Raw genomic sequence first — 24687 nt, forward strand, 5'->3', positions numbered from 1 at the left:
TTAACCTTTCACGGCACCGGCCGTCAGTCCGCGCACGAAGTAGCGGCCGGCGACCATGTAAACGAACAGGGTGGGCAGGGCGGCGATGATGGCGGAGGCCATATCGACGTTGTATTCCTTGACCCCGGTGGAGGTGTTCACCAGATTGTTCAGCGCCACGGTGATGGGCTGCGCTTCGCCGGCAGCGAACACCACGCCGAACAGGAAGTCGTTCCAGATCTGGGTGAACTGCCAGATGATGCAGACCACGAAGATCGGCCCGGACACCGGCAGCAGGATGCGGAAGAAGATGGTCCAGAAGCCGGCGCCGTCGATGCGCCCGGCCTTGACCAGCTCGTCCGGCACCGTCACGTAGAAGTTGCGGAAGAACAGCGTGGTGAAGGCGGTGCCGTAGATCACGTGCACCAGCACCAGGCCGGTGGTGGTGTTGGCGAGTCCCAGCATGCCCAGCAGTTGCGCCATCGGCAGCAGCACCACCTGGAATGGGATGAAGCAGCCCACCAACAGCATCGTGAACAGCGCGTCCGAACCCTTGAAGCGCCACATCGACACGACGTAGCCGTTGACCGCGCCGATCATGGTCGAGATCAGCACCGCCGGCACCGTCATCTTCACCGAGTTCCAGAAGAAGCCCTTCATGCCGCCGCACTCGATGCCGGTGCAGGCCGACGCCCAGGCCTTGGCCCAGGCGCCGCCGTCCCAGGCTTGCGGCAGCGACAACAGGTTGCCCTGGCGGATGTCGTCCAGCGTCTTGAACGAGGTGGTCAGCATCACGTAGAGCGGCAGCAGGTAGTAGACCGCCACCAGGGCCAGCGCGGCGTAGACCAGCAGCCGGCCGATAGAGAGCTTGTTAGCCACGTTTCGCACTCCTCGTTTCCAGGTACATCAACGGTACCAGCACCGCCACGATGGTCATCAGCATCATCATCGCCGAGGCCGCGCCGAGGCCGAGCTGGCCGCGCGTGAAGGCGAACTGGTACATGAACACGGCCGGCACGTCGGACGAGGTGCCCGGGCCGCCGCCGGTCAGCGCCATCACCAGGTCGAAGCTCTTGATGGCGATGTGCGACAGGATCAACAACACGCTGAAAAACACCGGGCGCAGGCTGGGGATCACGATGCGGCGGTAGATGGTGGGGAGGCTCGCGCCGTCCACCTGCGCCGCCTTGATGATGGAATCGTCCACGCCGCGCAGGCCGGCGAGGAACAGCGCCATGACGAAGCCGGACGACTGCCACACCCCGGCGATCACCACGGTGTAGATGGCGCGGTCCGGATCGACCAGCCAGTCGAAGGTGAAGTTGGCGAAGCCCCAGTCGTTGAGCACCTTCTGCAGGCCCATGTCGGGGTTGAGCATCCACTTCCAGGCGGTACCGGTGACGATGAAGGAGAGCGCCATCGGGTAGAGGTAGATGGCACGCAGCGCGCCCTCGGCGCGGATCTTCTGGTCGAGCAGCACCGCCAGCAGCAGGCCGACGACCAGCGCGAACAGGATGAACAGGCCGCCGAACAGGCCCAGGTTGGTGACGGCGGTCCACCAGCGCTCGTTGTCGAACAAGGCCAGGTACTGGGTCAGGCCGGCCCAGTCGTAGCGCGGCAGCAGGCGCGATTCGGTGAAGGAGAGCCAGGCGGTCCAGGCGATGAAGCCGTAGACGAACACCAGGCTCATGACGATCGTCGGGCTCAGGACCAGCCTGGGCAGCCAGCGGTCGGCCAGCTGTTGGTGGCCGGCCGACGACGGCGCGGTGTCGGCCAGGGCGCGGACACCGGCCGATGACGAAGAGTGAGACATGGTAATTCCTTGCGTAGCGGGATCGGGGAACGTCCGCCGCCGGGGACGGCGGACCGTGCGGGGCGGGCCCGAGGGCTCGGGCCTCCCCGCTGCCGTCACGTGCTTACTTGACCTTGCCGGCCTTGGCCAGGCGCTCGGCGGCGGCCTGCGGGGTCATGTTCGAGTTCATGAACTGGGCGATGACGTCCACCATGGCGCCCTCGGTGGCCGACGGCATGGCCATCTTGTGGGCGAAGCTCGGCACCAGCGCGCCGCTCTTGGAGGCGGTGGTCAGGTCGGCCTTGGACTTCTTGGCGCACTCGTCGAACTTGTCCATCGGCGTGTCGAGGCGCGCCGGGATCGAACCCTTGTTGAGGTTGAAGGTTTCCTGGAACGCCGGGCTCATCACCGTGGCGGCGAGGTCGGCCTGCGCCTTCACCGCGGCCGGGTTCTTCTGCTGGAACATTGCCAGGCTGTCGATGTTGAAGGTGAACATGCCGGCAGTGCCCGGGGCGTCGACGCACAGGTAGTCCTTGTTAGGCTGCTTGCCGGCGGCGCTGAACTCGCCCTTGGCCCAGTCGCCCATGAACTGCATGCCGGCCTTGTTGGTGATGAGCATGCCGGTGGCGATGTTCCAGTCGCGGCCGGCCGCGCCCTTGTCGATGTAGCCCTTGATGCGCTGCATCGTCTCGAACACCTTGACCGTGGTCGGGCCGGCCAGGGTGGCCTGGTCGAGCTGCACGAAGGCCTTCTTGTAGTAGGCCGGACCGCCGACGCCGAGCGCCACCGATTCGAACAGCGTGGCGTCCTGCCACGGCTGGCCGCCGTGGGCGATCGGCTGGATGCCGGCCTTCTGCAGCTTGTCGGCGGCGGCAAAGAATTCCGGCCAGGTCTTGGGCACGCTGGCGCCGGCCTTCTTGAAGGCCTCGGGGTTGACCCACAGCCAGTTGACGCGGTGCACGTTGACCGGGGCGGCCACGTACTGGCCCTTGACCTTCATCACCTGGCTCACCACCGGCGGCAGCAGCTTGTCCCAGGTGCCGGCCTTGGCCACCGGGTCGATGTTGGCGAGCACGCCCTCGGCGCCCCACTCCTGGATCGCCGGGCCCTTGATCTGGGCGGCGGTGGGCGGGTTGCCGGACATCACGCGCGTCTTCAGCGCGGTCATGGCGTTGTCGCCGCCGCCGCCGGCCACGGCGAAATCGCGCCAGGTGTGGCCCTTGGCGGTCATCTGCTTCTTCAGTTCGACGGCCGACTTGGCTTCGCCGCCGGAGGTCCACCAGTGCAACACCTCGACATCGCCGGCGTAGGCGGTGGCGGACAGCAGGCTGGCGGCCAGCAGGGCCGCGCTCAGACGCTTCAGTTCCATTTCTATCTCCTCTGTTGTTGTGAACCCCCGGGCGCGGTGTGTGGGTGGCCGGGGAGTGACCCGTGTCGGGTTGGGGAAACTATAGCGGCTGATTGTAAGTTTTGTGTAAGTTTTGCGTGAGTTTGGCGTAAGAATTGTCGAGGGTTTGGTTGCGCCGCAACACGGCACGGCGAAGAAGCCCGTGGATGAAGCCTGACACGGCTGATGCATTGCAGCAAAGGCGGGCGCCGTAGTGTACCAACTACACTACGGCTGGCAGGCGGGGTCGGCCAGCGGGGCGAGGGTTCAGGACAACAGCGTAAAGCGCAGTGCCACCGTCAGGCCGTGCGGCGCGTGGTCGGACAGCGTCACCGTGGTGCGGTGGCGGCGGGCGATTTCCTGCACGATGGCGAGCCCCAGCCCGCAGCCCTTGCCCTTGTTTTCGGCGCTGCCGCGATAGAAGCGCTCGAACACGCGCTCGCGCTCGGCGGGCGGAATGCCCGGGCCGTTGTCGCTGACGCGCAGCCAGGCTTCGCCCGGCCCCGCCTGCAGCGTGACGGTGACTTCGCCGCCGGCCGGGGTGTACTGGATGGCGTTGTCGAGCAGGTTGGCCAGCAGTTCGCGCAGCAGGCCGGCGTGGCCGGCGATGGTCAGCGGCGCCTCGCCGCCTTCCAGCCCGAGGTCGATGTCGCGCGCCAGCGCCCGCGGCACGGCCTCGGTGGTGACCTCGCGCGCCAGCTGCGCCAGATCGAGCGGCGCCAGCGTCAGGCCGGCCTCCGGTTCGGCGCGTGCCAGCGCGAGCAACTGGTTCACCAGGCGGATCGAGCGCTCGACGCTGGTTTCGACTTGCTCCAACTGGCGGCAGGCGCGCGCCACGTCCGGCTGCGCTGCGCGCAGTTCGCGGTGCACCAGCTCGCTTTGCGACTTGAGCCCTGCCAGCGGGGTGCGCAGCTGGTGCGCGGCGTCGGCGATGAAGCGGCGCTGCTGCGCCACCTGGGCGTGCACCTCGGCGAGCAGGGTGTTGATGGCGGTGGCGAGCGCCCGCACCTCGGACGGCGCGTTCTCCGCCTCGATCGGCGCCAGGTCGCGCGCCGAGCGGTTTTCCACGCTGCGGCGCAGATTCCTCAGCGGCGACAGGCCGCGGCTGATGCCGCCCCATACCAGGACGCTGGTCAACAGCATCAGGCCCAACAGCGGCAAGCCCATGTCGAACAGGATCTTGCGCGCCAGCTCGGCGCTGAGCGCGCGGCTCTTGGCCACTTGCACCAGCATCAGCTGTGGCCGTTCCGGCGTACCGGCGTTCAGGTACAGCGCCGCCACGCGCACCTCCAGCTTCTTCCCCTGCTTCGTCATGGCGGCGTTGTAGAAATAGCTGGCGCCGGTGCGCGGGACCAGCGTGGCGGGCGGACGGGGCATCGCCGGCTCGCCCAGCAGGAAGGCCTCCGGTGGCGAGCTGACCATGTAGTAGACGCGGTCGTGGGGGTCTTCTTCGAGGATTTCGCGCGCGGCCTGCGGAAAGTCGACGTAGAAGCCGTTGCCGAAGGGTTTGACCTGGCGCGCCAGCGCCCGCGACGACTTGGCCAGGCTGCGGTCGATCACCTCGTTGCTGTAGCCCAGCGCCATGGCGTGCGCGAGGTAGGCGGCGGCGAGCCACAGCACCAGCTGCGGCAGCAGCAGCCACAGCAGCAACTGGCGGCGCAGCGACAACTGGCGGGGGCGGGACATCGGCTTTCCTCGTGGAGTGGGCGGTCTCAGGACGGGGTGTCGCCGCTGCCGGCGAGCAGGTAGCCCAGGCCGCGCACCGCGCGCACACCGACGCCGCTGCCGTCGAGCTTCTTGCGCAGGCGGTGCACGTACACCTCGACCGCGTTGGCACCGACTTCCTCGCCGGCACCGGACAGCTCGGCGGCGATCTGTTCCTTGGTGACGACGCGTTCGGCGTGGCGCATCAGGATGTCGAGCAGTTGCAGCTCGCGTCCCGACAGGTCCAGCGCCACGTGGTCGGCCCAGGCGCGCTGGCCGGTGCGGTCCAGCCGCAGCCGGCCGAAGCGCAACTCGTCGCGTTGGACGTCGGCCGCGCGCTGGCGGCGCAGCAGGGCGCGCAGGCGCGCTTCCAGTTCGGGGAAGTCGAACGGCTTGACGAGGTAGTCGTCGGCCCCGGCGTCGAGCCCGGCGACGCGGTCTTCCATGCTGTCGAGCGCGGTCAACAGCAGGATCGGCAGCGCCGGCTTGTGCACGCGCACGTTGCGCAGCACGGTGAGGCCGTCCTGCCCCGGCAGGCCGATGTCGAGCACCACGGCGTCGAACTCCTCGGCCAGCAGGCGCTGCTGCGCGGTGATGCCGTCGGCGGCGTGGGCGGTGTCGAAGCCGAGCTGGGCAAGGCGGGTCAGCAGGGCGTCCGTCAGGACGGCGTCGTCTTCAGCCAGAAACAGTTTCATGCGTGCTAGTACCCCGGTCGCTCTGAGAGATCACGCTGCGATGTTAGAAGCTGCGGCGGCGCTTGGCGAGAGGGAGTGTGGCCGCCGACGGTACGGCGCGTAAAAAAAGGGCCTGTCCGGGAGAGTCGGCAGGCCCTGCAAGGAAGCAACAAGCAACAAAAACGGGGGTCAGCGTACCGCCAGCGCGCTGGCTTCGCGGGCCAGCTGGGTGATGCGGTCCCAGTCCTGGGCGGCAAGGGCGTCGGCCGGGGTCAGCCACGAGCCGCCCACCGCCAGCACGTTGGGCAGCGCCAAGTAGGCCGGCGCGTTAGCGGCGTCGATGCCGCCGGTCGGGCAGAAGCGCAGCTCCGGCAGCGGGCCAGCCAGCGCCTTGAGCAGCTTGATGCCGCCGACCGCCTCGGCCGGGAACAGCTTGAGAATGTTGAAGCCTTCGTCCTGGGCGTGCATCGCCTCGGACGGGGTGGCCACGCCGGGGATGAACGGCACGCCGGAGGCGCGCGCGGCGGCGGCCAGCTCCGGGGTGAAGCCGGGGCTGAGTCCGAACTGGGCGCCGGCGTCGAGCGCGGCTTCCAGATGGGCGCGGGTGCGCACGGTGCCGACGCCGACCAGCGCATCGGGCACCTCGTCGCGGATGCGGCGCATCGCGGCCAGCGCGGCCTTGGTGCGCAGCGTGATTTCCAGGGTGCGGATCCCGCCGGCGACCAGGGCGCTGGCGAGGTCGACGGCCACGGCGGCGTCGTTGACCACGATCACCGGCATCACCGGGCTTTGGCGTAACAGAGTCAGGGCATCCATTGTGTTCAGTCTCTCCACAGGGGGTGGCGGAAGGTCATCGCGCCGTGTTCGGCGATGTCGGCCAGGGAGCGCATGCCGGCGAACAGTTCGCGGCCGACGCCGAAATCGTTGGCTTCCAGGTTGGCCGACACCGCTTCGCGCTCGGCCCACTCGGCCTCTGGCACCAGGGCGGCGAGTTCGCCGCTGTTGGCGTCGACCCGCACCAGGTCGCCGTCGCGCAGCTTGGCGATCGGCCCGCCGGAGACGGCCTCGGGCGAGACATGGATCGCCGCCGGCACCTTGCCGGAGGCGCCGGACATGCGGCCGTCGGTGACCAGGGCCACCTTGAAGCCGCGCTCCTGCAGCACCGCCAGCGTCGGCGTCAGCTTGTGCAGTTCCGGCATGCCGTTGGCGCGCGGGCCTTGGAAGCGGATCACCGCGACAAAGTCGCGCTCCAGTTCGCCGCGCTTGAAGGCGGCCAAGAGTTCGTCCTGGTCGTGGAAGATCACCGCCGGCGCTTCCACCACGCGGTGCTCCGGCTTGACCGCCGAGACCTTGATCACCGAGCGGCCGATATTGCCCTTGAGCACGCGCAGGCCGCCGTCGGCCGAGAACGGCTCCGCCGCCGGGCGCAGCACGCCACCGTCGTGGCTGGCAGCAGGGGCATCGCGCCATTTCAGTTCGCCGTCGTCGAGCCAGGGTTCCTGGGTGTAGGCACGCAGTCCCTGACCCATAATGGTGGTGACGTCCTCGTGCAGCAGGCCGGCGTCGAGCAGCTCGCGGATCAGGAAACCCATGCCGCCGGCGGCGTGGAAGTGGTTCACGTCGGCCTTGCCGTTGGGGTAGACGCGCGCCAAGAGCGGAATCACCGCCGACAGCTCGTCGAAGTCGTCCCAGTTGATGTCGATGCCGGCGGCGCGGGCGATCGCCACCAGGTGCAGCGTGTGGTTGGTCGAACCGCCGGTGGCCAACAGGCCGATGATGCCGTTGACGATGGCTTTTTCGTCGATGATGCGGCCCACCGGGGTGTAGCGCTCGCCCTCGGCGGAAATCGCCACGGCGCGGCGTGCGGCGGCGCGCGTCAGCGCCTCGCGCAGCGGCGTACCCGGGGTGACGAAGGCGGTGCCCGGCAGGTGCAGGCCCATGATCTCCATCAGCATCTGGTTGGAGTTGGCGGTGCCGTAGAAGGTGCAGGTGCCGGGGCCGTGGTAGCTTTGCGCCTCGGATTCCAGCAGCACGTCGCGGCCGACCTTGCCCTCGGCGTAGAGCTGACGGATGTGCGCCTTCTCGTCGTTGGACATGCCCGAGGTCATCGGTCCGGCCGGCACGAACACCGCCGGCAGGTGGCCGAAGGTCAGCGCGCCGATCAACAGGCCCGGCACGATCTTGTCGCACACGCCGAGGTAGAGCGCGGCGTCGAACATCTGGTGCGAGAGCGCCACGGCGGTGCTCATCGCGATCACGTCGCGCGAGAACAGGCTCAATTCCATGCCGGCCTGGCCCTGCGTCACGCCGTCGCACATCGCCGGCACGCCGCCGGCGAACTGTGCGGTGGCGCCGGCCTTGAGCGCCTCGTCCTTGATCCAGGCCGGGAACGCTTCCAGCGGCTGGTGCGCCGACAACATGTCGTTGTAGGCCGAGACGATGGCGAGGTTGGGCCGGCTGGCTTCCTTCAGGTGGATCTTGACCGTGTCCGGCATGGCGGCGAAGGCGTGCGCCAGGTTGGTACAGGACAATTGGCTGCGCTCGACCCGGCCGCGCTTGGCGGCAGCGTCGAGGTGCTGCAGGTAGGCCGCGCGGCGCGGCTGGCTGCGGGCAACGATACGGGCGGTGACGTCGGCGATGACGGGATGTAAGGCCATGGTGTAATCCCGGTGGGTAATGTGCGATGAATGGTAGTTTTACTACAGTCAAAATGCAATACGTCGCAGCGAGTTTGTTGCTTCGCATGTGGCGCAAATGCTGAAAGTCGTTGCTTATTAAGGGTTTTTGTGTTTTTCGATGTTGCTTTGCAGCATCGAAATTGTGGTGGTGTTGCATGTAATTGCCGTAGACAGTGGCGCGTCGAATGGTAATATAACTACATCACAACCCTTGTGCGAGAGAACAATCAGGATGGACAACGCTAATCTGCACACCCCCGCTTTCGACATGGTGCTGTTCGGGGGCACCGGCGATCTGGTGATGCGTAAACTGCTGCCGTCGCTGTATCAGGCCCACGCCGCCGGCCTGCTGAACGAGGAAGGGCGCATCCTGGCGCTGGGCCGCCGCGACATGGCCCGCGAAGACTACCTGGCACAGGTGGAGAAGAGCGCGCGCATCCATATCAAGGAATACTTCTCCGATTCCGCCTGGCAGAGTTTTCTCGCGCGCGTCGACTACCTCAGGGTAGATGCCGCCACGCCGGAGCACTACCCGGCCTTGGCCGAGGCGCTGCGCCAGCACAGCGAGCGCGTCGCCGTCTGTTATCTCGCCACCGCGCCGGACCTGTTCGAGGGCATCTGCGACAACCTGGCGGCGGTCGGCCTCAACCACGACAAGGTGCGCGTGGTGCTGGAAAAGCCGCTCGGCCATGACCTCGAATCGTCCAACGAGATCAACGAAGCGGTGGCACGCCACTTCAAGGAAGAGCAGCTGTACCGTATCGACCATTACCTCGGCAAGGAGTCGGTGCAGAACCTGCTGTCGATCCGCTTCGCCAACGCCCTGTTCGAACCGCTGTGGCGCCGCGAGTGGATCCACAACGTGCAGATCACCATCGCCGAAGACTTGGGCGTCGGCACCCGTGGCGACTTCTACGACAACACCGGCGCGCTGCGCGACATGGTGCAGAACCACCTGCTGCAGCTGCTCTGTATCGTGGCGATGGAACCGCCGGCCAACCTCGGCGCCGACGCGGTGCGCGACGAGAAGCTCAAGGTGCTGAAGGCGCTACGCCCGTTCGGCGAGCAGGACGTCGCCAACAAGACCGTGCGCGCGCAGTACAAGTCCGGCGCCGTCGGCGGCCAGCCGGTAGTGGGTTACCTGCAGGAGCAGGGCATTCCCCCCAGCAGCCAGACCGAGACCTTCGTCGCCATCAAGGCCGAGATCGACAACTGGCGCTGGGCCGGCGTGCCGTTCTACCTGCGCACCGGCAAGCGCATGCAGGAGCGCCTGGCCGAGATCGTCATCAACTTCCGCGACGTGCCGCACCACCTGTTCCCCAGCCCGATGGGCCTGAACACCGCCAACCGCCTGGTGATCCGCCTGCAGCCGGAAGAAAGCATCCGCCTCTACTTCCTGTCCAAGGAGCCGGGTGACACCCAGCGCCTGCAGCCGGTGCACCTGAACCTCGACTTCCACGAATCGTTCAAGGCCCGCCGCGCCGACGCTTACGAACGCCTGCTGCTCGACGTGATCCGCGGCAAGCTGGCGCTGTTCATGCGCCGCGACGAGCTGGTGGAAGCCTGGCGCTGGGTGGAGCCGATCATGGACCACTGGCAGCACAGCACCACTCCGCCCAAGCAGTACACCGCCGGCACCTGGGGCCCGGCCGCCTCCAGCGCACTGCTGTCGCGGGATGGGGTGTCGTGGCACGAGGAGTGCTGAGGTTCCCCGCGTAGGGAAGGCCGTCACCTAGCGATGATGGGTTTCGCTGCGCTTCACCCATCCTACGGGTCTACGGTGCAAGGGCATGGGTAGGATGGGTGGAGGCGCGTTGTGCCGGAACCCATCGGCGACGGGTTATCCCCGGCGCGATCACGATGCCGGTCTGGGCACGGGCCGGTCGGCAACACGACAAAGAGATAGAAGAGACAGAGACGACACCATGCAATGGTTTGAATTCGACACGCCTGCCGACGCCGCCGCGGCGCTGGCCGAGGCGGTGAGCGCGGCGCTGGCGACGGCGATCCGCGAGCGCGGCGAGGCGGTGCTGGCGGTGTCCGGCGGACGCTCGCCGGTGGCCTTCCTGCAACGCCTGGCCCAGAGCGACCTCGACTGGGCGCGCCTGACGGTGACGCTGGTGGACGAGCGCCTGGTGCCGGAAGAGCACGCCGACAGCAACGCCGCCCTGGTGCGCGAGCATCTCCTCACCGGAGCCGCCGCCGCGGCGCGCTTCCTGCCGCTGGCCATCGTGCCCGCCGACGCTGCCGCCAGCCTGGCCGCCGCGCGCGCCGCCTACCGCCAGCCCGACGTGACGGTGCTCGGCATGGGCGACGACGGCCACACCGCCTCGCTGTTCCCGGCCGCGGCAGAACTCGCCGCCGGCCTCGCCCTGCCGTCGGCCGAACGGCTGATTACTGTCACCCCGCCGGCCGCGCCGCACCAGCGCCTCAGCATGACGCTGGCGGCGCTGCTGGCCTCTGGCCGGCTGTTCCTGGCGATCCAGGGGCCGGCCAAGCGTCGCGTATTCGAACAAGCACGGCAGGCCGTCGACGACGCGCTGCCGATCAGTCATGTCCTGCATCACACGGAGGTACCGCTCGATGTTTACTGGGCGTCCTGACAGTTTTCCCTGGCTGGTGGCCGACATCGGCGGCACCAATGCCCGTTTCGCTCTCTATACCGGCGGCGCCGAACCGGAACAGATCAAGGTGCTGGCCTGTGCCGACTACCCGACGCTGGAAGCGGCAGTGCGCGCCTACCTCGCTACCACCGGCGCCACGGTGCGCCATGCCGCCATCGGCATCGCCAACCCGGTCACCGGCGACTGGGTGCAGATGACCAACCACCACTGGGCGTTCTCGATCGAGGCCACGCGCCAGGCGCTGGCGCTGGACTCGTTCTTGGTGATCAACGACTGGGCGGCGATGGCGCTGGCGCTGCCGCACCTGCCGGCCGACGCGCTGATCAAGGTCGGCGGCGGCGAGGCGGTGGCCGGTGCGCCGTGCGCGCTGATCGGCCCCGGCACAGGGCTCGGCGTGTCGGCCCTGGTGCCGCACGCCCACGGCGCCACGCCGGTGCCGGGCGAGGGCGGCCACGTCAGCTTCGCCCCGTTCGACGAGCGCGAGGCGCAGATCTGGCACTTCGCGCGCGAACGCTATGGCCACGTCTCGGCCGAGCGGCTGTTGTCCGGCCCCGGCTTGGTGCTGATCTACCAGGCGCTGGCCGCACTGGCGGGCGAGGAGGCCGAAGACCTCACCGCCGCTGACATCTCCACCCGCGCCCTGTCCGGCGAGTGTCCGCGCTGCCGCGAGACGCTGGACGCGTTCTGTGCCATGCTCGGCACTGCGGCGGCCAATCTCACCCTGACCCTGGGCGCGCGCGGCGGCGTCTACCTCGGCGGCGGCATCGTGCTGCGCCTGCTCGACTACTTCCAGACCTCGCCGTTCCGCGCCCGTTTCGAAGACAAGGGACGCTTCTCCGGCTACCTCGCCGCGGTGCCGGTCTACGTCATGACGCATGCCATGCCGGCGCTGCTGGGCGCCACCGCCGCGCTGGCTGCGCACCTGGAGGAACAGCATGCTTGATCGTATCCGCAACCAGCTGGGCAGCCTGTCGGCGGCCGAACGCAAGGTCGCCGATCTGGTCCTGGAACAGCCCTACACCATGATGCAGGCGGCGGTGGCCGACATCGCCGCCAGCGCGGGGGTGAGCCAGCCGACGGTGATCCGTTTCTGCCGCTCGATGGGCTGTACCGGCCTGCCGGATTTCAAGCTCAAGCTGGCGGGCAGCCTGGTCACCGGCGTGCCCTACGTGCATTCCAGCGTGCGCCCGGAGGACCCCACCTCCGAGATCGCCGCCAAGGTGTTCGACAACACCGTCTCGGCGCTGATCAAGTGCCGCAACGACGTCAACCCGGCGGCGGTCAACGCCGCGCTCGAGCTCTTGGCCAACGCCAAGCGCATCGAATTCTACGGCCTGGGCAACTCCGGCATCATCGCCGCCGACGCCCAGCACAAGTTCTTCCGCTTCGGCATCCCCACCGTTGCCTACGCCGACACCCACACCCAGATCATGGCCGCCTCGGTGCTGGGGGAGGGTGACGTGCTGGTGGCCATCTCCAACTCCGGCCGCACCGTCGAGCTGCTCGACGCGGTGGAAGTGGCGCTGGAGGCCGGCGCCAAGGTGGTGGCGATCACCGCCAGCGGCTCGCCGCTGGCGAAGCTGGCCAGCGTGACGCTGGTGGCCGACGCCCCGGAAGACACCGAAACCTATAGCCCGATGATCTCGCGCATCGTGCACCTGGTGCTGATCGACATCCTGGCCGTCGGCGTGGCGCTGCGACGCGGGCCGGGGGTGATCGGCCAGCTGGAAAAAACCAAGCTGAGCCTGCGTCCGAAACGCCAGGGCAGTCGGCACAGCGATCTCTGAGGTTCCGTCATGAGCGAACTGACCCGATTGCCCGCCTGGCAACAACTGTGGGAACACTTTGCCGAGGCGAAACAACTGCACATGCGCGACCTGTTCGACAGCGACCCGGAACGCGCCGAGCGCTACGCGCTGGAGGTGGGCGGGCTGCTGCTCGACTATTCCAAGAACCGCCTCACCGACGAGACCCTGACGCTCTTGATGCAGCTGGCGCGCGAGGCCGGCCTGCCGGCGCGCATCAAGGCCATGTTCAAGGGCGAAAAGCTCAACGTCACCGAGCAGCGCGCAGTGCTGCACGTGGCCTTGCGCAACCGCACCAACGCGCCGATCCTGGTCGACGGCGAGGACGTTATGCCCAAGGTCAACTCGGTGCTAGAGCGCATGGGGCGCTTCGCCCATGCGGTGCGTTCCGGCGAGTGGCTGGGCTATACCAACCAGCCGATCACCGACATCGTCAACATCGGCATCGGCGGCTCGGACCTGGGCCCACTGATGGTGTGCAGCGCGCTGCGCCCCTACGCCCACCCGCGCATGACCATGCACTTCGTCTCCAACGTCGACGGCGCCCAGCTCAAGGAAACGCTCAAGCGTGTGCATCCCGAGACCACGCTGTTCGTCATCGAGTCGAAGACCTTCACCACCCACGAGACGCTGACCAACGCCCACACCGCGCGCGACTGGTTCGTCGAGCGCGCGCGCGACGAGAAGGCCGTCGCCAAGCACTTCGTCGCGGTCTCGACCAACCAGCAGGCGGTGGCGGCGTTCGGCATCGATCCGGCCAACATGTTCGAGTTCTGGGACTGGGTCGGCGGGCGCTACAGCCTGTGGTCGGCGATCGGCCTGCCGATCATGCTGTATCTCGGCGAAGAGAACTTCATCGAGCTGTTGAACGGCGCGCACCTGATGGACCAGCACTTCCGCAACGCGCCGCTGGAAGCCAACATGCCGGTGCTGCTGGCGATGATCGGCGTGTGGTACATCAACTTCTTCGGCGGCGGCAGCCACGTCATCGCCCCGTACGACCAGTACCTGCACCGGCTGCCGGCCTTCATCCAGCAGCTCGACATGGAATCGAACGGCAAGCAGGTGATGCTCGACGGCAGCCCGGTCGATTTCGAGACCGCGCCGATCATCTGGGGCGAGACCGGTATCAACGGCCAGCACGCCTTCTTCCAGCTGCTGCACCAGGGCACGCACATCTCACCGATCGACCTGATCGCCTCGCTGGAAAACCGCTCCAGCCTGCCCGGGCACCACGAGATCCTGCTCGCCAACGTGTTCGCCCAGGCCGAGGCCTTCATGCGTGGCAAGACGGCGGACGAGGTGCGCGAAGAACTCGCGGCACAGGGGCTGGCGGGCGAGGCGCTGGAAAAGCTGGTGCCGCACAAGGTGTTCGGCGGCAACCGCCCGACCAACACCCTGCTGATGAGCCGCCTCGACCCGCGCAACCTCGGTTCGCTGATTGCGCTCTACGAGCACAAGATCTTCGTGCAGGGCGTGATCTGGCATATCAACAGCTTCGACCAGTGGGGGGTGGAACTCGGCAAGCAGCTCGCCAAGACCATCCACGCCGAACTCTCCGGCAAGAGCGGCCCGGCGCCACACGACAGCTCCACGTCGCGGCTGATTGCGGCGTATAAGCAGGCCAACGGGCGTAGCTGACCGCCCATCCCATTAGGCGGCTGCGCCTGCGCATCTTGAGCGCCGGCAGTACTGCGTGCCAATCTTTGATTGGCTCAGCGATACGGAATCCTCATGTACTCCGTGTACATTCCGGTTCCTGTGCGCTGGCGGCACTCAACCTGCTTTGGCTCGCTCACCTACTGGGATAGGCTCCGAGCCCTACCTGTGTAGGTTGGGCTGAACGCCGTGAAGCCCAACAACAGGCTGCACATAGCAAAACGCCACCGTTGAATACGGTGGCGTTTTGTTTTTCAGGGCTGGCCGAAGCCGGGATCAGACGTCCTCGCCCGCCCCCGGCCAGCCGTAGCGCTCGAGGTCGACACGGCCTGAGGCCGTCAGCTCGACCCCCTCGTGTTCCAGCAGCAGGCGCTGGTGGTCGGCACCGGGCGTGCCGGGGCGGGCGATGCGGCCGCCGGCGCCCACCACGCGCTGCCACGGCACGCTGATGCCGTCCGGCAGATGGCCGAGCAGGTGCCCGACGTGGCGGGCGTGACGCGGCCAGCCGGCCAGCTCGGCGAGCCGGCCGTAGGTGCTGACACGGCCTGGCGGGATGCGCGCCACCAGCGCCAGCACCGCGCGCGCGAACTCGGGCGGCATCAGCGGTAGCGCGCGTCGGCGACGAAGGGGTTGTAGCGCTTCTCGTCGCCGATGGTGGTGTAGGGGCCGTGGCCCGGCACCACCACGGTCTCCTCCGGTAGCACGAACAGCTTGCCGCGGATGGCGTCGAGCAACTGCTGGTGGTTGCCGCGCGGGAAGTCGGTGCGGCCGATCGAGCCCTGGAACAGCACGTCGCCGGCGATCAGCAGGCCGGCCTTGGGGCTGTAGAACACCACGTGGCCGGGGGTGTGGCCGGGGCAGTGCAGCACCTCCAGCACCTCGTCGCCCACCGTCACGGTGTCGCCTTCTTCCAGCCAGCGGTCCGGCGTCACCGCCTCGGCGGGCGGGAAGCCGAACATCTGGCCCTGATTCGGCAGCTGGTCGAGCCAGAAGCTCTCCTCGCGCTGCGGTCCCTCCACCGGTACGCCGAGGCGGCGCGCCAGCGGCATGGTGGCGCCGGCATGGTCGATGTGGCCGTGGGTCAGCAGTATCTTGTCCACGAGCAGGCCGCGCGCCTCCACCTCGGCCAGGATACGGTCGATGTCGCCGCCCGGGTCGACGATGGCGGAGCGCTTCGTGACGTCGCACCACAGCAGGGAACAGTTCTGGGCGAACGGGGTGACGGGAACGGTGTGCAGTTTCAGGCTCATGGGTGGGTGGTAGTACGTCGAATGGCGATGCTGCATTGTGCCATGGCGTCAAGGGGCAGGGTACCGGCCAGGGTGACATGCCATACCAATTGTGCATGACGTCGGACAGCACCCTGGCGTAACATGCGGCAATCGCCGTCGAGGACAACCCGACGGGCAATCCGCGGAGTGTCACCTTGAGCTTGAGATGGAAATCGGCACTGGCGCTGGCCGCGCTGTTCGCCGTACTGTTGTTGCTGATGCTGCTGGCCGGCAATTTTGCCGTGCATTCGATCCGCCAGCATTACGGTGCGGCCTTCGCGCGCGATCACTCGCTGCTGCAGAAACAGAAACTGGTCACCCAGCTGTCGCGCGAGCTGGCGCTGTCGCAGCGCCTGGCCGAACTGGCCGTGACCCGCGACTGGCTGCGCGACGAGCAGAATTCGGCCAAGCGCCGGGCCTTCTTCCGCGAGGCCGAGGGCTTCCGCCGTGCTTTTGCCGACCGTTCCTACTCCATCGTGGTCGACCGTTCGCTGCACTATTACTTCAGCGACGAGCGGCGTATCGCCACGGCCTCCGAGCCACGCTACACCCTCAAGCCGGCCGCCGCGCAGGACAGCTGGTATTTCGCCACGCGCCAGACGGTACGAGACTATGCGCTCAACGTGAACCCGGACGACCAGGTCAAGGTGACCAAGGTGTGGTTCAACGTGATGATCCGCGACGGCAACGAGGTGCTCGGGCTGGCCGGTACCGGGCTCGAGCTGTCGCGCTTCCTGCGCGAATTCGTCGGCTCGGCCCCGGCCGGCGTCAGCAACATCATCGTCAACGGCCAGGGCGTGATCCAGGCGCATCCCGATGTCCGCTTGATCCAGTACGCCGCCGTGTCCCAGACCGGCTCCGCCAAGACCTTGTACCGGCTGGTCCGTCCTGCCGAGCAGAATGCCTTGGGCGACGCCTTTGCCGCCCTCAAGGCTGCGCCGGCAGGGGAGCGGTTGGTCTCGGTCACGCTGCAGGGGCAGCCGCGGCTGATGGGCATCTCCTATATTCCCGAACTCGACTGGTATGTGATCAGCGCCGTCGATCTGGCCGCTGCCACGGTACTGGACGAGCGTCTGCTGGCGACGCTGGCAGCGGGTGCCCTGCTGGTGATGGTGGCGCTCGGGCTGCTGGTCACCTTCGGCATCGACCGCCTGGTGCTCAATCCGCTGGCGCGGCTGCATCGTTCGGTGGCCCAGCTGTCCGGCGGCGACTACCGCATCGAGCTGCGCTCGCGCCGCGACGACGAACTGGGCGATCTCACGCGCGCCTTCAACCGCATGGCGGGCGAGATCCGCAGCCATACCGAGAAGCTGGAGCAACGCATCGAGGAGCGCACGCGCGACCTGGCACAGGCCAACGAGCAGGTGCTGCTCACGCACCGGGCGATGCAGGACAGCATCCGCTACGCCAGCCTGATCCAGAATGCCATCCTGCCGCACGGCCAGCTGGCCGAGACGCTGGGCGACGAGCATTTCCTGCTGTGGAAGCCGCGCGACGTGGTCGGCGGCGACTTCTACGTCTGCCGCACCGGCCCCGGGCGCTGCCTGCTGGGCGTGGTCGACTGCGCCGGCCACGGCGTGCCCGGCGCCTTCATGACGATGATCGCCCAGACCGCCTTCGACGTCGCGGTCAGCGAGCTCGGCTTGACCGATCCGGCGGCGCTCTTGGAGCGCATGGACAACGTGGTGCGCGCCATGCTGCGCAACGAGGCCGGCGCGCGCCACATCGCCACCAGCATGGACGCCGGCTTGTGCGCCGTCGACTTCGCCAACGGTACGCTGACCTTCGCCGGGGCACGGCTGGCGCTCTACTGGAGCGACGGTGAAGAGGATGGCGAGATCGCCGGCGAGCGCTGCGGCATCGCCGACCGCAAGCCGGGGCAGTTCCGCAACCACGTCGTGACGCTGCGTCGCGACGTCAGCTATTACCTTACCACCGACGGCTTCCTCGACCAGGCCGGCGGCGAGAAGGGCTACGGTTTCGGCCGCCGCCGCTTCGCCGAGCTGTTGCGGCGCCACGCGCGCCTGCCGGCGGCGCAGCAGCGCGAGGCGTTCCAGCAATGCCTGGCCGACTACCAGGGCGAGCAGGTCCAGCGCGACGACATCACGGTGCTCGGCTTCCGCTTCGGACGCCTGGCCGGACAATGAGCGATTACGACAGAAAGGAGAGTCCATGGAGCAGGTCGACGTGCTATCGCTGAGGGAAGCCTTCATCCGCCAAGGCATCATGCTGTGCTTCAACGGCCCCTTCTCGGCCACGCTGATCGAGGAGATAGGCCAGGCCTTGCGCAAGCACATGCAGGGACTGCAAGAGTCGCAATCGGCCGTGACCGACGTGTTCTCGGTGTACATCGAGCTGACCCAGAACATCCGCCACTACACCGCCCTGCGCGGCCTGGAGGGGGCCGACGCGCACGCCACGCTGATCGTGTCGCGCTCGGAGGACGGCCGCTACGTGGTCAGCGCCGGCAACGTCGTCACGGCGGACGACGGCGCGGCGCTGGTGGCGCGCATCGAGGCGCTCGCCCGGCTCGATAAGGCCGAACTCAAGGCCGAGTACAAGCACCAGCTGCGCCAGCCACGTGACCCGGCCGCCAAGACCGGCGCCGGGCTGGGGCTGATCGACCTGGCACGCCGGGCGCGCGAACCCTTGGGTTGCTCGCTCACCGGGCTGGAGCGGGGGTTGTCGTTTTTCAGTTTACGCGTAGTGATTTGACGAGGTTGACATGCAAGATCTGATTGTCCAGGGCAACGGCTCAATCCCGGCCATCCGGGCGGACTGGGCGGCAGGCTGTCTGGAAATGACCGGGGACTCCTATCCCGAGAACGCTTTCGAGCTGTACCAGCCGGTGATCGACTGGATCGAGTCCTTTCTCGCCGGCGAAGAGCGCCCGCTGCGGCTGCAGTTGCAACTGCTCTACCTCAATACCAGCAGCATCCGCGCCATGATGGACGTGCTCGATCTGCTGCAGGGGGCGCACGAGAAGGGCCGCGCCGTCGGCCTGGAATGGCGCTACGAGCGCGAGAACGAGCGGGTGGCGGAGCTGGCCGAAGAGTTCCGCGAGGATTACACCTTCCCGTTCGACATCGTCGCCCACGACTGAACCGGCGGAGCCGCCATGAAACAGCACGAGCAGCTGGAAGAGCGCATCGAAGCCCTGTTGGCCGACGCCGCCCACGCCGGGCACCCCCTGCATGAGGCGCTCGGTGCGCTGTTCGAGCGCTACCGCGAGCAGACCCGGCAGATCGAGCGGGTGAGCCGCATCGCCGACCGCTACCAGGACGCCGAGCGCGACCGTGGTCTGAGCTACGCCGCGCGTTACCAGCGCCAGCTGCGCCAGGTCGAAAAGATCGTGCGCATCAGCGACCGCTACCAGAGCATGCTGCGCGACATGAACGAGCGCCTGCACTGGCTCTCCAGCCGCGACGAGCTGACCGGCCTGCCCAACCGCCGCCATGCACTACTGCGGCTGCGCCAGGAGTTGCAGCGGCTGGGCCGGCATGGCGGGCAGTTCTGCCTGGCGCTGGCCGATGTCGACCATTTCAAGAGCATCAACGATTCCTACGGCCACGACGTCGGCGACCGGGCGCTGGCGGCCATCGCCAATGGTCTGTCGGAAGGGGTGCGCGAGTATGATCTTTGTGCGCGCTGGGGCGGCGAGGAATTCCTGCTGCTGTTCCCGCAGTCCGGGCTGGAAGAAGTGCAGGGCGTGCTGGAGCGCTTGCGCGGGCAATTGGCCGTCCTGAGCGGGCAACTGCTGCCGGCCGGTGCGGCGGTGTTCACCCTGTCGTTCGGGCTGACCCTTTGTCGCGACTCCGCCGAAGCGGTCGACGCCATGCTGCAGCGTGTCGACCGGGCGCTGTACCAGGCCAAGGGGCAGGGGCGCGACTGCATCGTGATCGGCTAAGAGCCTCTCATTGAGGCGGTTCCGCCTGCGCATCTTGGGCTCCGGCGGTACGGCGTGCCAATCTATCGCTGAGCCAATCGAAGATTGGCACGCAGGGATTTGCTCAGCGATGCGGAATCCTCATGTCTTCCGTGTACAGTCCGGTTCCTGCGCTGCTCTTCACCCCGCTGAGGGCTGCTCGCGACAGATCGTGAACAGGTTCTTACACTAGCGCGCGGCCGGCTTGGCCGCCTTGCGCTCGATCTCCTGCAAGGTGGCGCGTGCCGCGTCCTGCCACGGCCCGCCCGCGGCCAGCGCCCGTTCGGCGTGCGCGCGGGCCTGTTCCAGCTCGCCCTGATCGGCCAGCACCACCGCCAGGTTGTTGTGCGCGGCGGCGTCGTCCGGGTGCGCCGCCAGCGCCTGCTCCAGCGCCGCGCGCGCGGCGGGCAGGTCGCCCATGGCGTAGGCGGCGTTGCCCAGCCCGATCGCCAGCGTCGCGTTGTTCGGCCAACGCTCGAGCGCGGTGGCGTAGCCCCGGCGCGCGTCGGCGCGGGAGGCCAGGCGGTCGAACGCCACCAGGGCGACGACCGTGCCCGGCTCGTCGGCGCTGGCCGGCAGCGTGTCCGGCGGCAGCACGGCGACGGCCCAGCGCTCGCTGCGCGCCCAGGTGTTGTCGAAGGCGGTCAGGCTCATCACCTGGCGCCGGTAGGTGCCGGAGCGCAGCACCATCTCGTCGCGCGCCAGGTCGTAGCCGACCACCACTGCGTAATGCCACGACGGCCACCACGACAGCCCCAGATTCTGCATCACCAGCACCGGGTGGCCGGCACGCACCTCGTCGAGCAGCGCGTCCAGCCGCGGCGGCAGCACCGTCGCCACCCGGCCGTGGCGGCGCGCTGCGGCGAGCATCTCGATCTGCAGGCTGCCCTGCCGCGCCGGCACGTAGACCTGGCTGGTCAGCTCGTCCGGCAGCACCGGCTTGCCCGACGCCGTCAGCACCGTGGCCAGCGCCGCCGGCCCGCACTGGTACTGCTCCTGCGGGAAGAACGGCGTCTCGGTCAGTTCGACCTGGCGCGGCAGGTCGGTGCGCGCCAGCTGCTGCCGGACCACCGGCGTGGCGCAGGCGGAGAGCAGCAGCACGGCCGCCAGCAGCAGGCCGCGCCACGGTAGCGACAGGGAGCGCGCCATCGGTCAGCGGATGGAGCGGGTGAACGGGAAGATCTTGGTCAGCCCGAGGATGTCGGTCAGCAGCAGCACGAAGAACACCACCAGGATGGCGCCGACGATGTCGCCGCCGGCCGGGGCGTTGGCGGCTTTTTCGGCCAGCAGTGCGGCGTCCTTGTCGCTCAGCGCGGCGATGCGTTCGCGCGCCTGCTCGGGCGATACGCCCTGGCGCTCCAGTTCGGCGATGACGTCGGCGCGGTTGAGGCTTTCCAGGATGCGAGCGCGGTTGGCGTCGCCGGCGCTGGTGCTGGCCTGGTTGAGCTGTTCCACCCCGATCATCGCCGCCTGGGCGGACTGGGTGATGCCGGCGAAGCCGATGGACAGGGCCAGCGAGGTGGCGATAAAGGTTTTGCGTGCGAGCATGGTGCGTCCTTCTTGTCAGGTGGGAGGTGGCCTCAAAAAGAATGAGAGCGGCGATCCCCGGATAAGTTCTTTAACAGATATGCAGACGGGAAGGAGAAGTCAACCCGGTCACTCCGCCGGTCTGGGAGGACGGGTGAAATGAAAACCGCCCCGGGGCACGGCGGCAACCCGGGGCGGTGTCTGGTGGGGAGTCAGTCTGGGTGGCGGGACTCAGAAACCGTGATGCATGCCGATCACCAGTTCGTTGCTGGCACGGTCATCGGTGTTCACCTTGCTGCGCAGGAATTCCGCCAGCAGCGCGGTACGCTTGGAGAGGTCGTAGCTGGTGCCCAGCACGAACTCGTTGCGGCGCTTGTCGCTGTCGTACTTGTAATTGTTGGTACGCATCACCGAAGCGCGCAGGGCGAAACGGTCCGGCTTGTATTCGGCGAACAGCATCAGGCTCTTCTGGGTCGCCGGGTCGGCCGGCACAGAGGTCAGGCTGCCGATCGACGTGGCGGTGGTCGACAGCTTGGACTGGTTGTATTCGGCCGCCAGCGTCAGCCCTTGCAGCGGCGTCAGCTTGCCGGCGGCGACCCAGTCGGTGGCGTGGCCGGCGTTGGCGTAGGGGGTGACCGAACCATCGCCAGTGACCAGGTCCTGGCGGCTGTAGCCGGCATGCAGACCGTAATTGGCGCCTTCGAAGTTGGCGCCCAGTGCCCAGGCGTTGCCGGCGGTGTTCCCGGTGCCCTTCTCGCCGGCCGCCCAGCTGGCGGCGGCATTGAACTGGCCGAACTTCGGCGTTTCGTACTTGACCGCCCCCTTCTGGCCACCGGCGTCACCCAGGCCGAGCACGCCGCCGATGCCCCGGTCCGGGCCGTGGTCGCCGACGTCGAAGAAGTTGGCCTTCCAGTAGCCATCGCCGTAGGCGTTGATGCCGTGGCCCAGCTTGATCGCGCCGAAGGCGCCGGACAGGCCGACGAAGGTGTCGCCGGTGGCGAAGGTGTCCGCCGTGCCGGTGCCGTCCAGATGCACGTTGTTGTTCATCTGCCAGATGGCCTTCATGCCGTCGCCGAGGTCCTCGCTGCCGACAAAGTCGATTTCAGAACCGAAATCCTTGACGCCGTTCACATGGGTGCCGTCGACATTGCTCTTGCGCTGCACACCGGCTTCCATCTTGCCGATGATGCTGACGTCCGCCAGCGCGGCACCGGAAAACAGCGACAGCACGGCCGTGGCCAGCACGACGTTTTTCACGTTCATCATTGTGGTTTTCATATTGTTGTCTCCTCTACGTGCTCGAAAAGAGCACGGCATGACGGGGGAAGCCCCCGTCTCTCTTGTTTACGTAACTGTCGGGCAAAAGCTCCCCTCGCTTCTTGAAATCAGGAAGCGATAAACAGCTTCTGCTCTTCAGCCTTGTCACAACTAACCTGCTACGACCCGGCCCGTTCAGGAATGGACCCTGGTGCGAAAGCTGGAGCATGGGTTGATTCAGGATGGGAGATGGCTCTCCAAGCCGGCACTATCCGGCCAGCATTGAATGGCCTTAGCTTGGCAGCGGGGGTGAGAAGAATTTCATGATGTCTCCTTTGTAGTTTTACTACTTGTGATGTAATGCTTCACCTTCGCAGGCTCGATTGACTGAGCTTGCGGGTGCGCCGCCCGGCACCAGTAAAGCGGGCCTGCGACCGTTTGCCCTGCTCGCCGTTTTCGACATTGCCTTGGCCGAGCCATGCTTGCGGACAGGCCGCCGACGACGTGGGGCTGCGGTTCTTCTGCGACCGTGATGCGGCATGGAGGATGATGACAAATCCTGATGTTGTCGCAAAATTACATTGTAAGGAATTGTAAGAAATGTCGTTTTTCTTCCACGGAGCCCGGCGGGCGGCAGGGAGTCAGCAGGTTTGATCGGGAGGGAACTGGGCGAGGTCATCGCCGTGCGCGGCGCACAGCGCGCGTTTCTCGGCGGCGGAGAGTTGCTTGACGGCGTACTCGGCCTTGAGCGCGGCCGACTTGTCGTCGAACGCCAGTACCAGCGCCACCCGCTCGGGCGGGTACAAGCGGGTATAGCGTGCCCCCTTGCCGGCGGCGTGGGCGGCATAGCGCCGGGCGACGTCGGTGGTGATGCCGGTGTAGAGGCTGCCGCCGCGGCATTCCAGCATGTAGAGATACCAGCTCATTCGGATCGGTCGGAACAGGACCCCGCTACGGTAACGCAGCGGGGGCGATTGTCCAAGGCCGGCCGTAATCAGCGTGCGTAGCGGGCGGTCAGCGTGGCCTGGCCCAGGCTGCTGGCGTTGATCTGGTAGCCGACGAGTGCCGGCATGGCATGCGTGTCGAGATCGAGGTGCGGGACTTTCAGCGCGTGGACGGTGAAGCGGTAGCGGTGCGGTGCATCGCCCGGCGGCGGGCAGGCGCCACCGAAGCCCGGCTGGCCGTAATCGGTGAGGCCTTGCACCGCACTTGGCGGCAGTGCCCCGCCGGGATTGCCGGCGCCGCTGGGCAGGCTGCGCGCCGTCGCCGGCAGATTGAACACCACCCAGTGCCACCAGCCGCTGCCGGTGGGCGCGTCCGGGTCGTAGACGGTGACGGCGAAGCTCTGCGTGCCGGCCGGCGGGTCTTTCCAGACCAGCGCCGGCGAGCGGTTGGCACCGCTGCAGCCGAAGCCGTCGAATTCTTGCTGGCGGCTCAGGAACTGGCCGTCGGCGATATCGGAGCTGGTGAGCTCGAACGCCTGGACGGAAGAAGCCAGCGCAAGGCCGGCGATCAGGGTGAGAGTGCGAGGGGGCATGGCAGGCTCCATGGTTGAAAGACCCCTCCAGTATCGGCAGCGCCCGGTATGGCGGCGCGCCCGTAACGCGCAATCGCTAGCCCGTGGCGCGCAAGGCGCTGGGTGTGAGGCCGAAGCGTCGGCGGAAGGCGGCGGCAAAGCGTGACGGCGACTGGTAGCCGCAGGCGTGTGCGATGTCGCCGAGCGGCTGGCGGCTGCCGTTGATCAGGGCCAGCGCGCGCTCCATGCGGACATCGGCGAGCAGGCCGTTGAACGAAGTGGACTGTGCGGCGAGGCGGCGGCGCAGCGTGGCCTCGCTCATCGCCAGGCGGCTGGCCACGTCGCGCGGGTTCCAGTCACGCCCGGGGTCGAAGGAGAACAGGGCCAGCACCTGATCGCGTAGGCTGTTCCGGGGTGGTGCGAACAGCGGCCAGGCCTGGCGCCCTGCGGCCAGAGCCAGCATCAGTCCCTGCCACACGTGCTCGGCATGAGCGTCGGCTAGGGCATCGTTCGGCATCGACGGCAATGCTTGCAAGTCAGCCAGCGCCTCCTCGGCGCGCGCATCCGGGGTGAAGACGGTCTCGCCCGGCCAGGGCGGTGCGGGCAGCCGCTCGCCCCAATGGAGCAGAAAGCGTTCCAGCCAGGGGCGTGGCTGGCCGAGGCAGAGCGCGCGATAACAGCCGCCGTCGGCCGGCTGGTTGATCAGCTCCACCTCCTGGCTGCCGGGCAGGGCAATCCACTGGCCGGCATGGCAGACGGTCTCGCCGTTGGCGGTGAGCAGGCGTTTGTGGCCTTCCTGCACCACGATCAGCGTGGGATTGAACAGCGGCACGCGGGCCAGGCGCTGGTGGCGGTAGGCAACGATGGAGAGCAGGGGAGCGGGACTCAT

24 protein-coding genes are annotated in these 24687 nt (G+C 67.6%); 9 read left to right on the top strand and 15 right to left on the bottom strand.

Going from position 1 to position 24687, the window contains the following annotated elements:
• From PSEMAI1_RS0100610 to edd, 7 genes are all read right to left on the bottom strand, one after another.
• Entirely contained in the window at window positions 1-858 is an 858-nt protein-coding gene (locus tag PSEMAI1_RS0100610) for a carbohydrate ABC transporter permease (RefSeq protein WP_024300994.1), read from the bottom strand.
• Window positions 851-1792: a carbohydrate ABC transporter permease gene (locus PSEMAI1_RS0100615; RefSeq protein WP_024300995.1), complete on the bottom strand. Its 942-nt coding sequence runs from the start codon at window positions 1790-1792 to the stop codon at window positions 851-853. The genes PSEMAI1_RS0100610 and PSEMAI1_RS0100615 overlap by 8 nt, the downstream gene beginning before the upstream one ends.
• A gap of 103 nt (window positions 1793-1895) precedes the next feature.
• Window positions 1896-3140: an ABC transporter substrate-binding protein gene (locus PSEMAI1_RS0100620; protein WP_024300996.1), complete on the bottom strand. Its 1245-nt coding sequence runs from the start codon at window positions 3138-3140 to the stop codon at window positions 1896-1898.
• A gap of 285 nt (window positions 3141-3425) precedes the next feature.
• A complete protein-coding gene (locus PSEMAI1_RS0100625; RefSeq protein WP_024300997.1) occupies window positions 3426-4844 on the bottom strand; it encodes a sensor histidine kinase in 1419 nt (472 codons plus the stop codon).
• 26 nt (window positions 4845-4870) lie between these two features.
• A complete protein-coding gene (locus tag PSEMAI1_RS0100630) occupies window positions 4871-5557 on the bottom strand; it encodes a response regulator transcription factor (RefSeq protein WP_024300998.1) in 687 nt (228 codons plus the stop codon).
• A gap of 168 nt (window positions 5558-5725) precedes the next feature.
• Entirely contained in the window at window positions 5726-6352 is a 627-nt protein-coding gene (locus PSEMAI1_RS0100635; RefSeq protein ID WP_024300999.1) for a bifunctional 4-hydroxy-2-oxoglutarate aldolase/2-dehydro-3-deoxy-phosphogluconate aldolase, read from the bottom strand.
• 5 nt (window positions 6353-6357) lie between these two features.
• Window positions 6358-8193, bottom strand: coding sequence for a phosphogluconate dehydratase (gene edd / locus PSEMAI1_RS0100640; protein WP_024301000.1), 1836 nt, complete (start codon window positions 8191-8193; stop codon window positions 6358-6360).
• Window positions 8194-8446: 253 nt separating this feature from the next.
• Between edd and zwf the strand changes: the two genes are divergently transcribed.
• From zwf to pgi, 5 genes are all read left to right on the top strand, one after another.
• Complete coding sequence (gene zwf / locus PSEMAI1_RS0100645) at window positions 8447-9919, top strand: glucose-6-phosphate dehydrogenase (RefSeq protein ID WP_024301001.1); 1473 nt, start codon at window positions 8447-8449, stop codon at window positions 9917-9919.
• Between the two features lie 220 nt (window positions 9920-10139).
• A complete protein-coding gene (gene pgl, locus PSEMAI1_RS0100650) occupies window positions 10140-10817 on the top strand; it encodes a 6-phosphogluconolactonase (RefSeq protein ID WP_024301002.1) in 678 nt (225 codons plus the stop codon).
• Window positions 10798-11781, top strand: coding sequence for a glucokinase (locus PSEMAI1_RS0100655; RefSeq protein ID WP_024301003.1), 984 nt, complete (start codon window positions 10798-10800; stop codon window positions 11779-11781). The genes pgl and PSEMAI1_RS0100655 overlap by 20 nt, the downstream gene beginning before the upstream one ends.
• Window positions 11774-12625: a transcriptional regulator HexR gene (gene hexR, locus PSEMAI1_RS0100660; protein WP_024301004.1), complete on the top strand. Its 852-nt coding sequence runs from the start codon at window positions 11774-11776 to the stop codon at window positions 12623-12625. Before PSEMAI1_RS0100655 ends, hexR begins: the two co-directional genes overlap by 8 nt.
• A 9-nt stretch (window positions 12626-12634) precedes the next feature.
• Window positions 12635-14284, top strand: a complete 1650-nt coding sequence (pgi, locus tag PSEMAI1_RS0100665; protein WP_024301005.1) for a glucose-6-phosphate isomerase — start codon at window positions 12635-12637, stop codon at window positions 14282-14284.
• 294 nt (window positions 14285-14578) lie between these two features.
• Here the strand turns inward: pgi and PSEMAI1_RS0100670 are convergent, their stop codons facing one another.
• Together PSEMAI1_RS0100670 and PSEMAI1_RS0100675 are read right to left on the bottom strand one after the other, a co-directional pair.
• A complete protein-coding gene (locus PSEMAI1_RS0100670) occupies window positions 14579-14902 on the bottom strand; it encodes an MGMT family protein (RefSeq protein WP_024301006.1) in 324 nt (107 codons plus the stop codon).
• Window positions 14902-15552: an MBL fold metallo-hydrolase gene (locus tag PSEMAI1_RS0100675; RefSeq protein WP_024301007.1), complete on the bottom strand. Its 651-nt coding sequence runs from the start codon at window positions 15550-15552 to the stop codon at window positions 14902-14904. Before PSEMAI1_RS0100675 ends, PSEMAI1_RS0100670 begins: the two co-directional genes overlap by 1 nt.
• Window positions 15553-15728: 176 nt before the next feature.
• Between PSEMAI1_RS0100675 and siaA the strand changes: the two genes are divergently transcribed.
• The 4 genes from siaA to siaD are packed head-to-tail and all read left to right on the top strand — an operon-like array spanning window position 15729 to window position 19480.
• Window positions 15729-17720 (top strand): biofilm regulation protein phosphatase SiaA, encoded by a 1992-nt coding sequence (siaA, locus tag PSEMAI1_RS0100680; RefSeq protein ID WP_024301008.1) that lies wholly within the window; start codon window positions 15729-15731, stop codon window positions 17718-17720.
• 25 nt (window positions 17721-17745) lie between these two features.
• Window positions 17746-18288 carry a biofilm regulation protein kinase SiaB gene (gene siaB / locus PSEMAI1_RS0100685; RefSeq protein ID WP_024301009.1) on the top strand — a complete coding sequence of 181 codons (543 nt, stop codon included), beginning with the start codon at window positions 17746-17748 and terminating at the stop codon, window positions 18286-18288.
• A gap of 10 nt (window positions 18289-18298) precedes the next feature.
• Window positions 18299-18676 carry a biofilm regulation phosphoprotein SiaC gene (gene siaC / locus PSEMAI1_RS0100690; RefSeq protein WP_024301010.1) on the top strand — a complete coding sequence of 126 codons (378 nt, stop codon included), beginning with the start codon at window positions 18299-18301 and terminating at the stop codon, window positions 18674-18676.
• Window positions 18677-18691: 15 nt separating this feature from the next.
• Window positions 18692-19480: a biofilm regulation diguanylate cyclase SiaD gene (siaD, locus tag PSEMAI1_RS0100695; RefSeq protein ID WP_024301011.1), complete on the top strand. Its 789-nt coding sequence runs from the start codon at window positions 18692-18694 to the stop codon at window positions 19478-19480.
• A 207-nt stretch (window positions 19481-19687) separates the two neighbouring features.
• Here the strand turns inward: siaD and PSEMAI1_RS0100700 are convergent, their stop codons facing one another.
• The 6 genes from PSEMAI1_RS0100700 to PSEMAI1_RS0100725 all read right to left on the bottom strand — a co-directional run bounded on the left by PSEMAI1_RS0100700 (window position 19688) and on the right by PSEMAI1_RS0100725 (window position 24687).
• Complete coding sequence (locus tag PSEMAI1_RS0100700; protein WP_024301012.1) at window positions 19688-20647, bottom strand: PA2778 family cysteine peptidase; 960 nt, start codon at window positions 20645-20647, stop codon at window positions 19688-19690.
• Between the two features lie 3 nt (window positions 20648-20650).
• Window positions 20651-21046: a PA2779 family protein gene (locus PSEMAI1_RS0100705; protein WP_024301013.1), complete on the bottom strand. Its 396-nt coding sequence runs from the start codon at window positions 21044-21046 to the stop codon at window positions 20651-20653.
• A gap of 210 nt (window positions 21047-21256) precedes the next feature.
• Window positions 21257-22303, bottom strand: coding sequence for a porin (locus PSEMAI1_RS0100710; protein ID WP_024301014.1), 1047 nt, complete (start codon window positions 22301-22303; stop codon window positions 21257-21259).
• Between the two features lie 620 nt (window positions 22304-22923).
• On the bottom strand, window positions 22924-23208 hold the full coding sequence (locus PSEMAI1_RS0100715; protein ID WP_024301015.1) for a GIY-YIG nuclease family protein: 285 nt from the start codon (window positions 23206-23208) through the stop codon (window positions 22924-22926).
• Between the two features lie 68 nt (window positions 23209-23276).
• Window positions 23277-23819, bottom strand: a complete 543-nt coding sequence (locus tag PSEMAI1_RS0100720) for a YbhB/YbcL family Raf kinase inhibitor-like protein (RefSeq protein ID WP_029770422.1) — start codon at window positions 23817-23819, stop codon at window positions 23277-23279.
• Between the two features lie 76 nt (window positions 23820-23895).
• A complete protein-coding gene (locus PSEMAI1_RS0100725; protein ID WP_024301017.1) occupies window positions 23896-24687 on the bottom strand; it encodes an AraC family transcriptional regulator in 792 nt (263 codons plus the stop codon).

This window comes from Pseudogulbenkiania sp. MAI-1, assembly GCF_000527175.1.
In the GTDB taxonomy this organism is placed as follows: Bacteria; Pseudomonadota; Gammaproteobacteria; order Burkholderiales; family Chromobacteriaceae; genus Pseudogulbenkiania.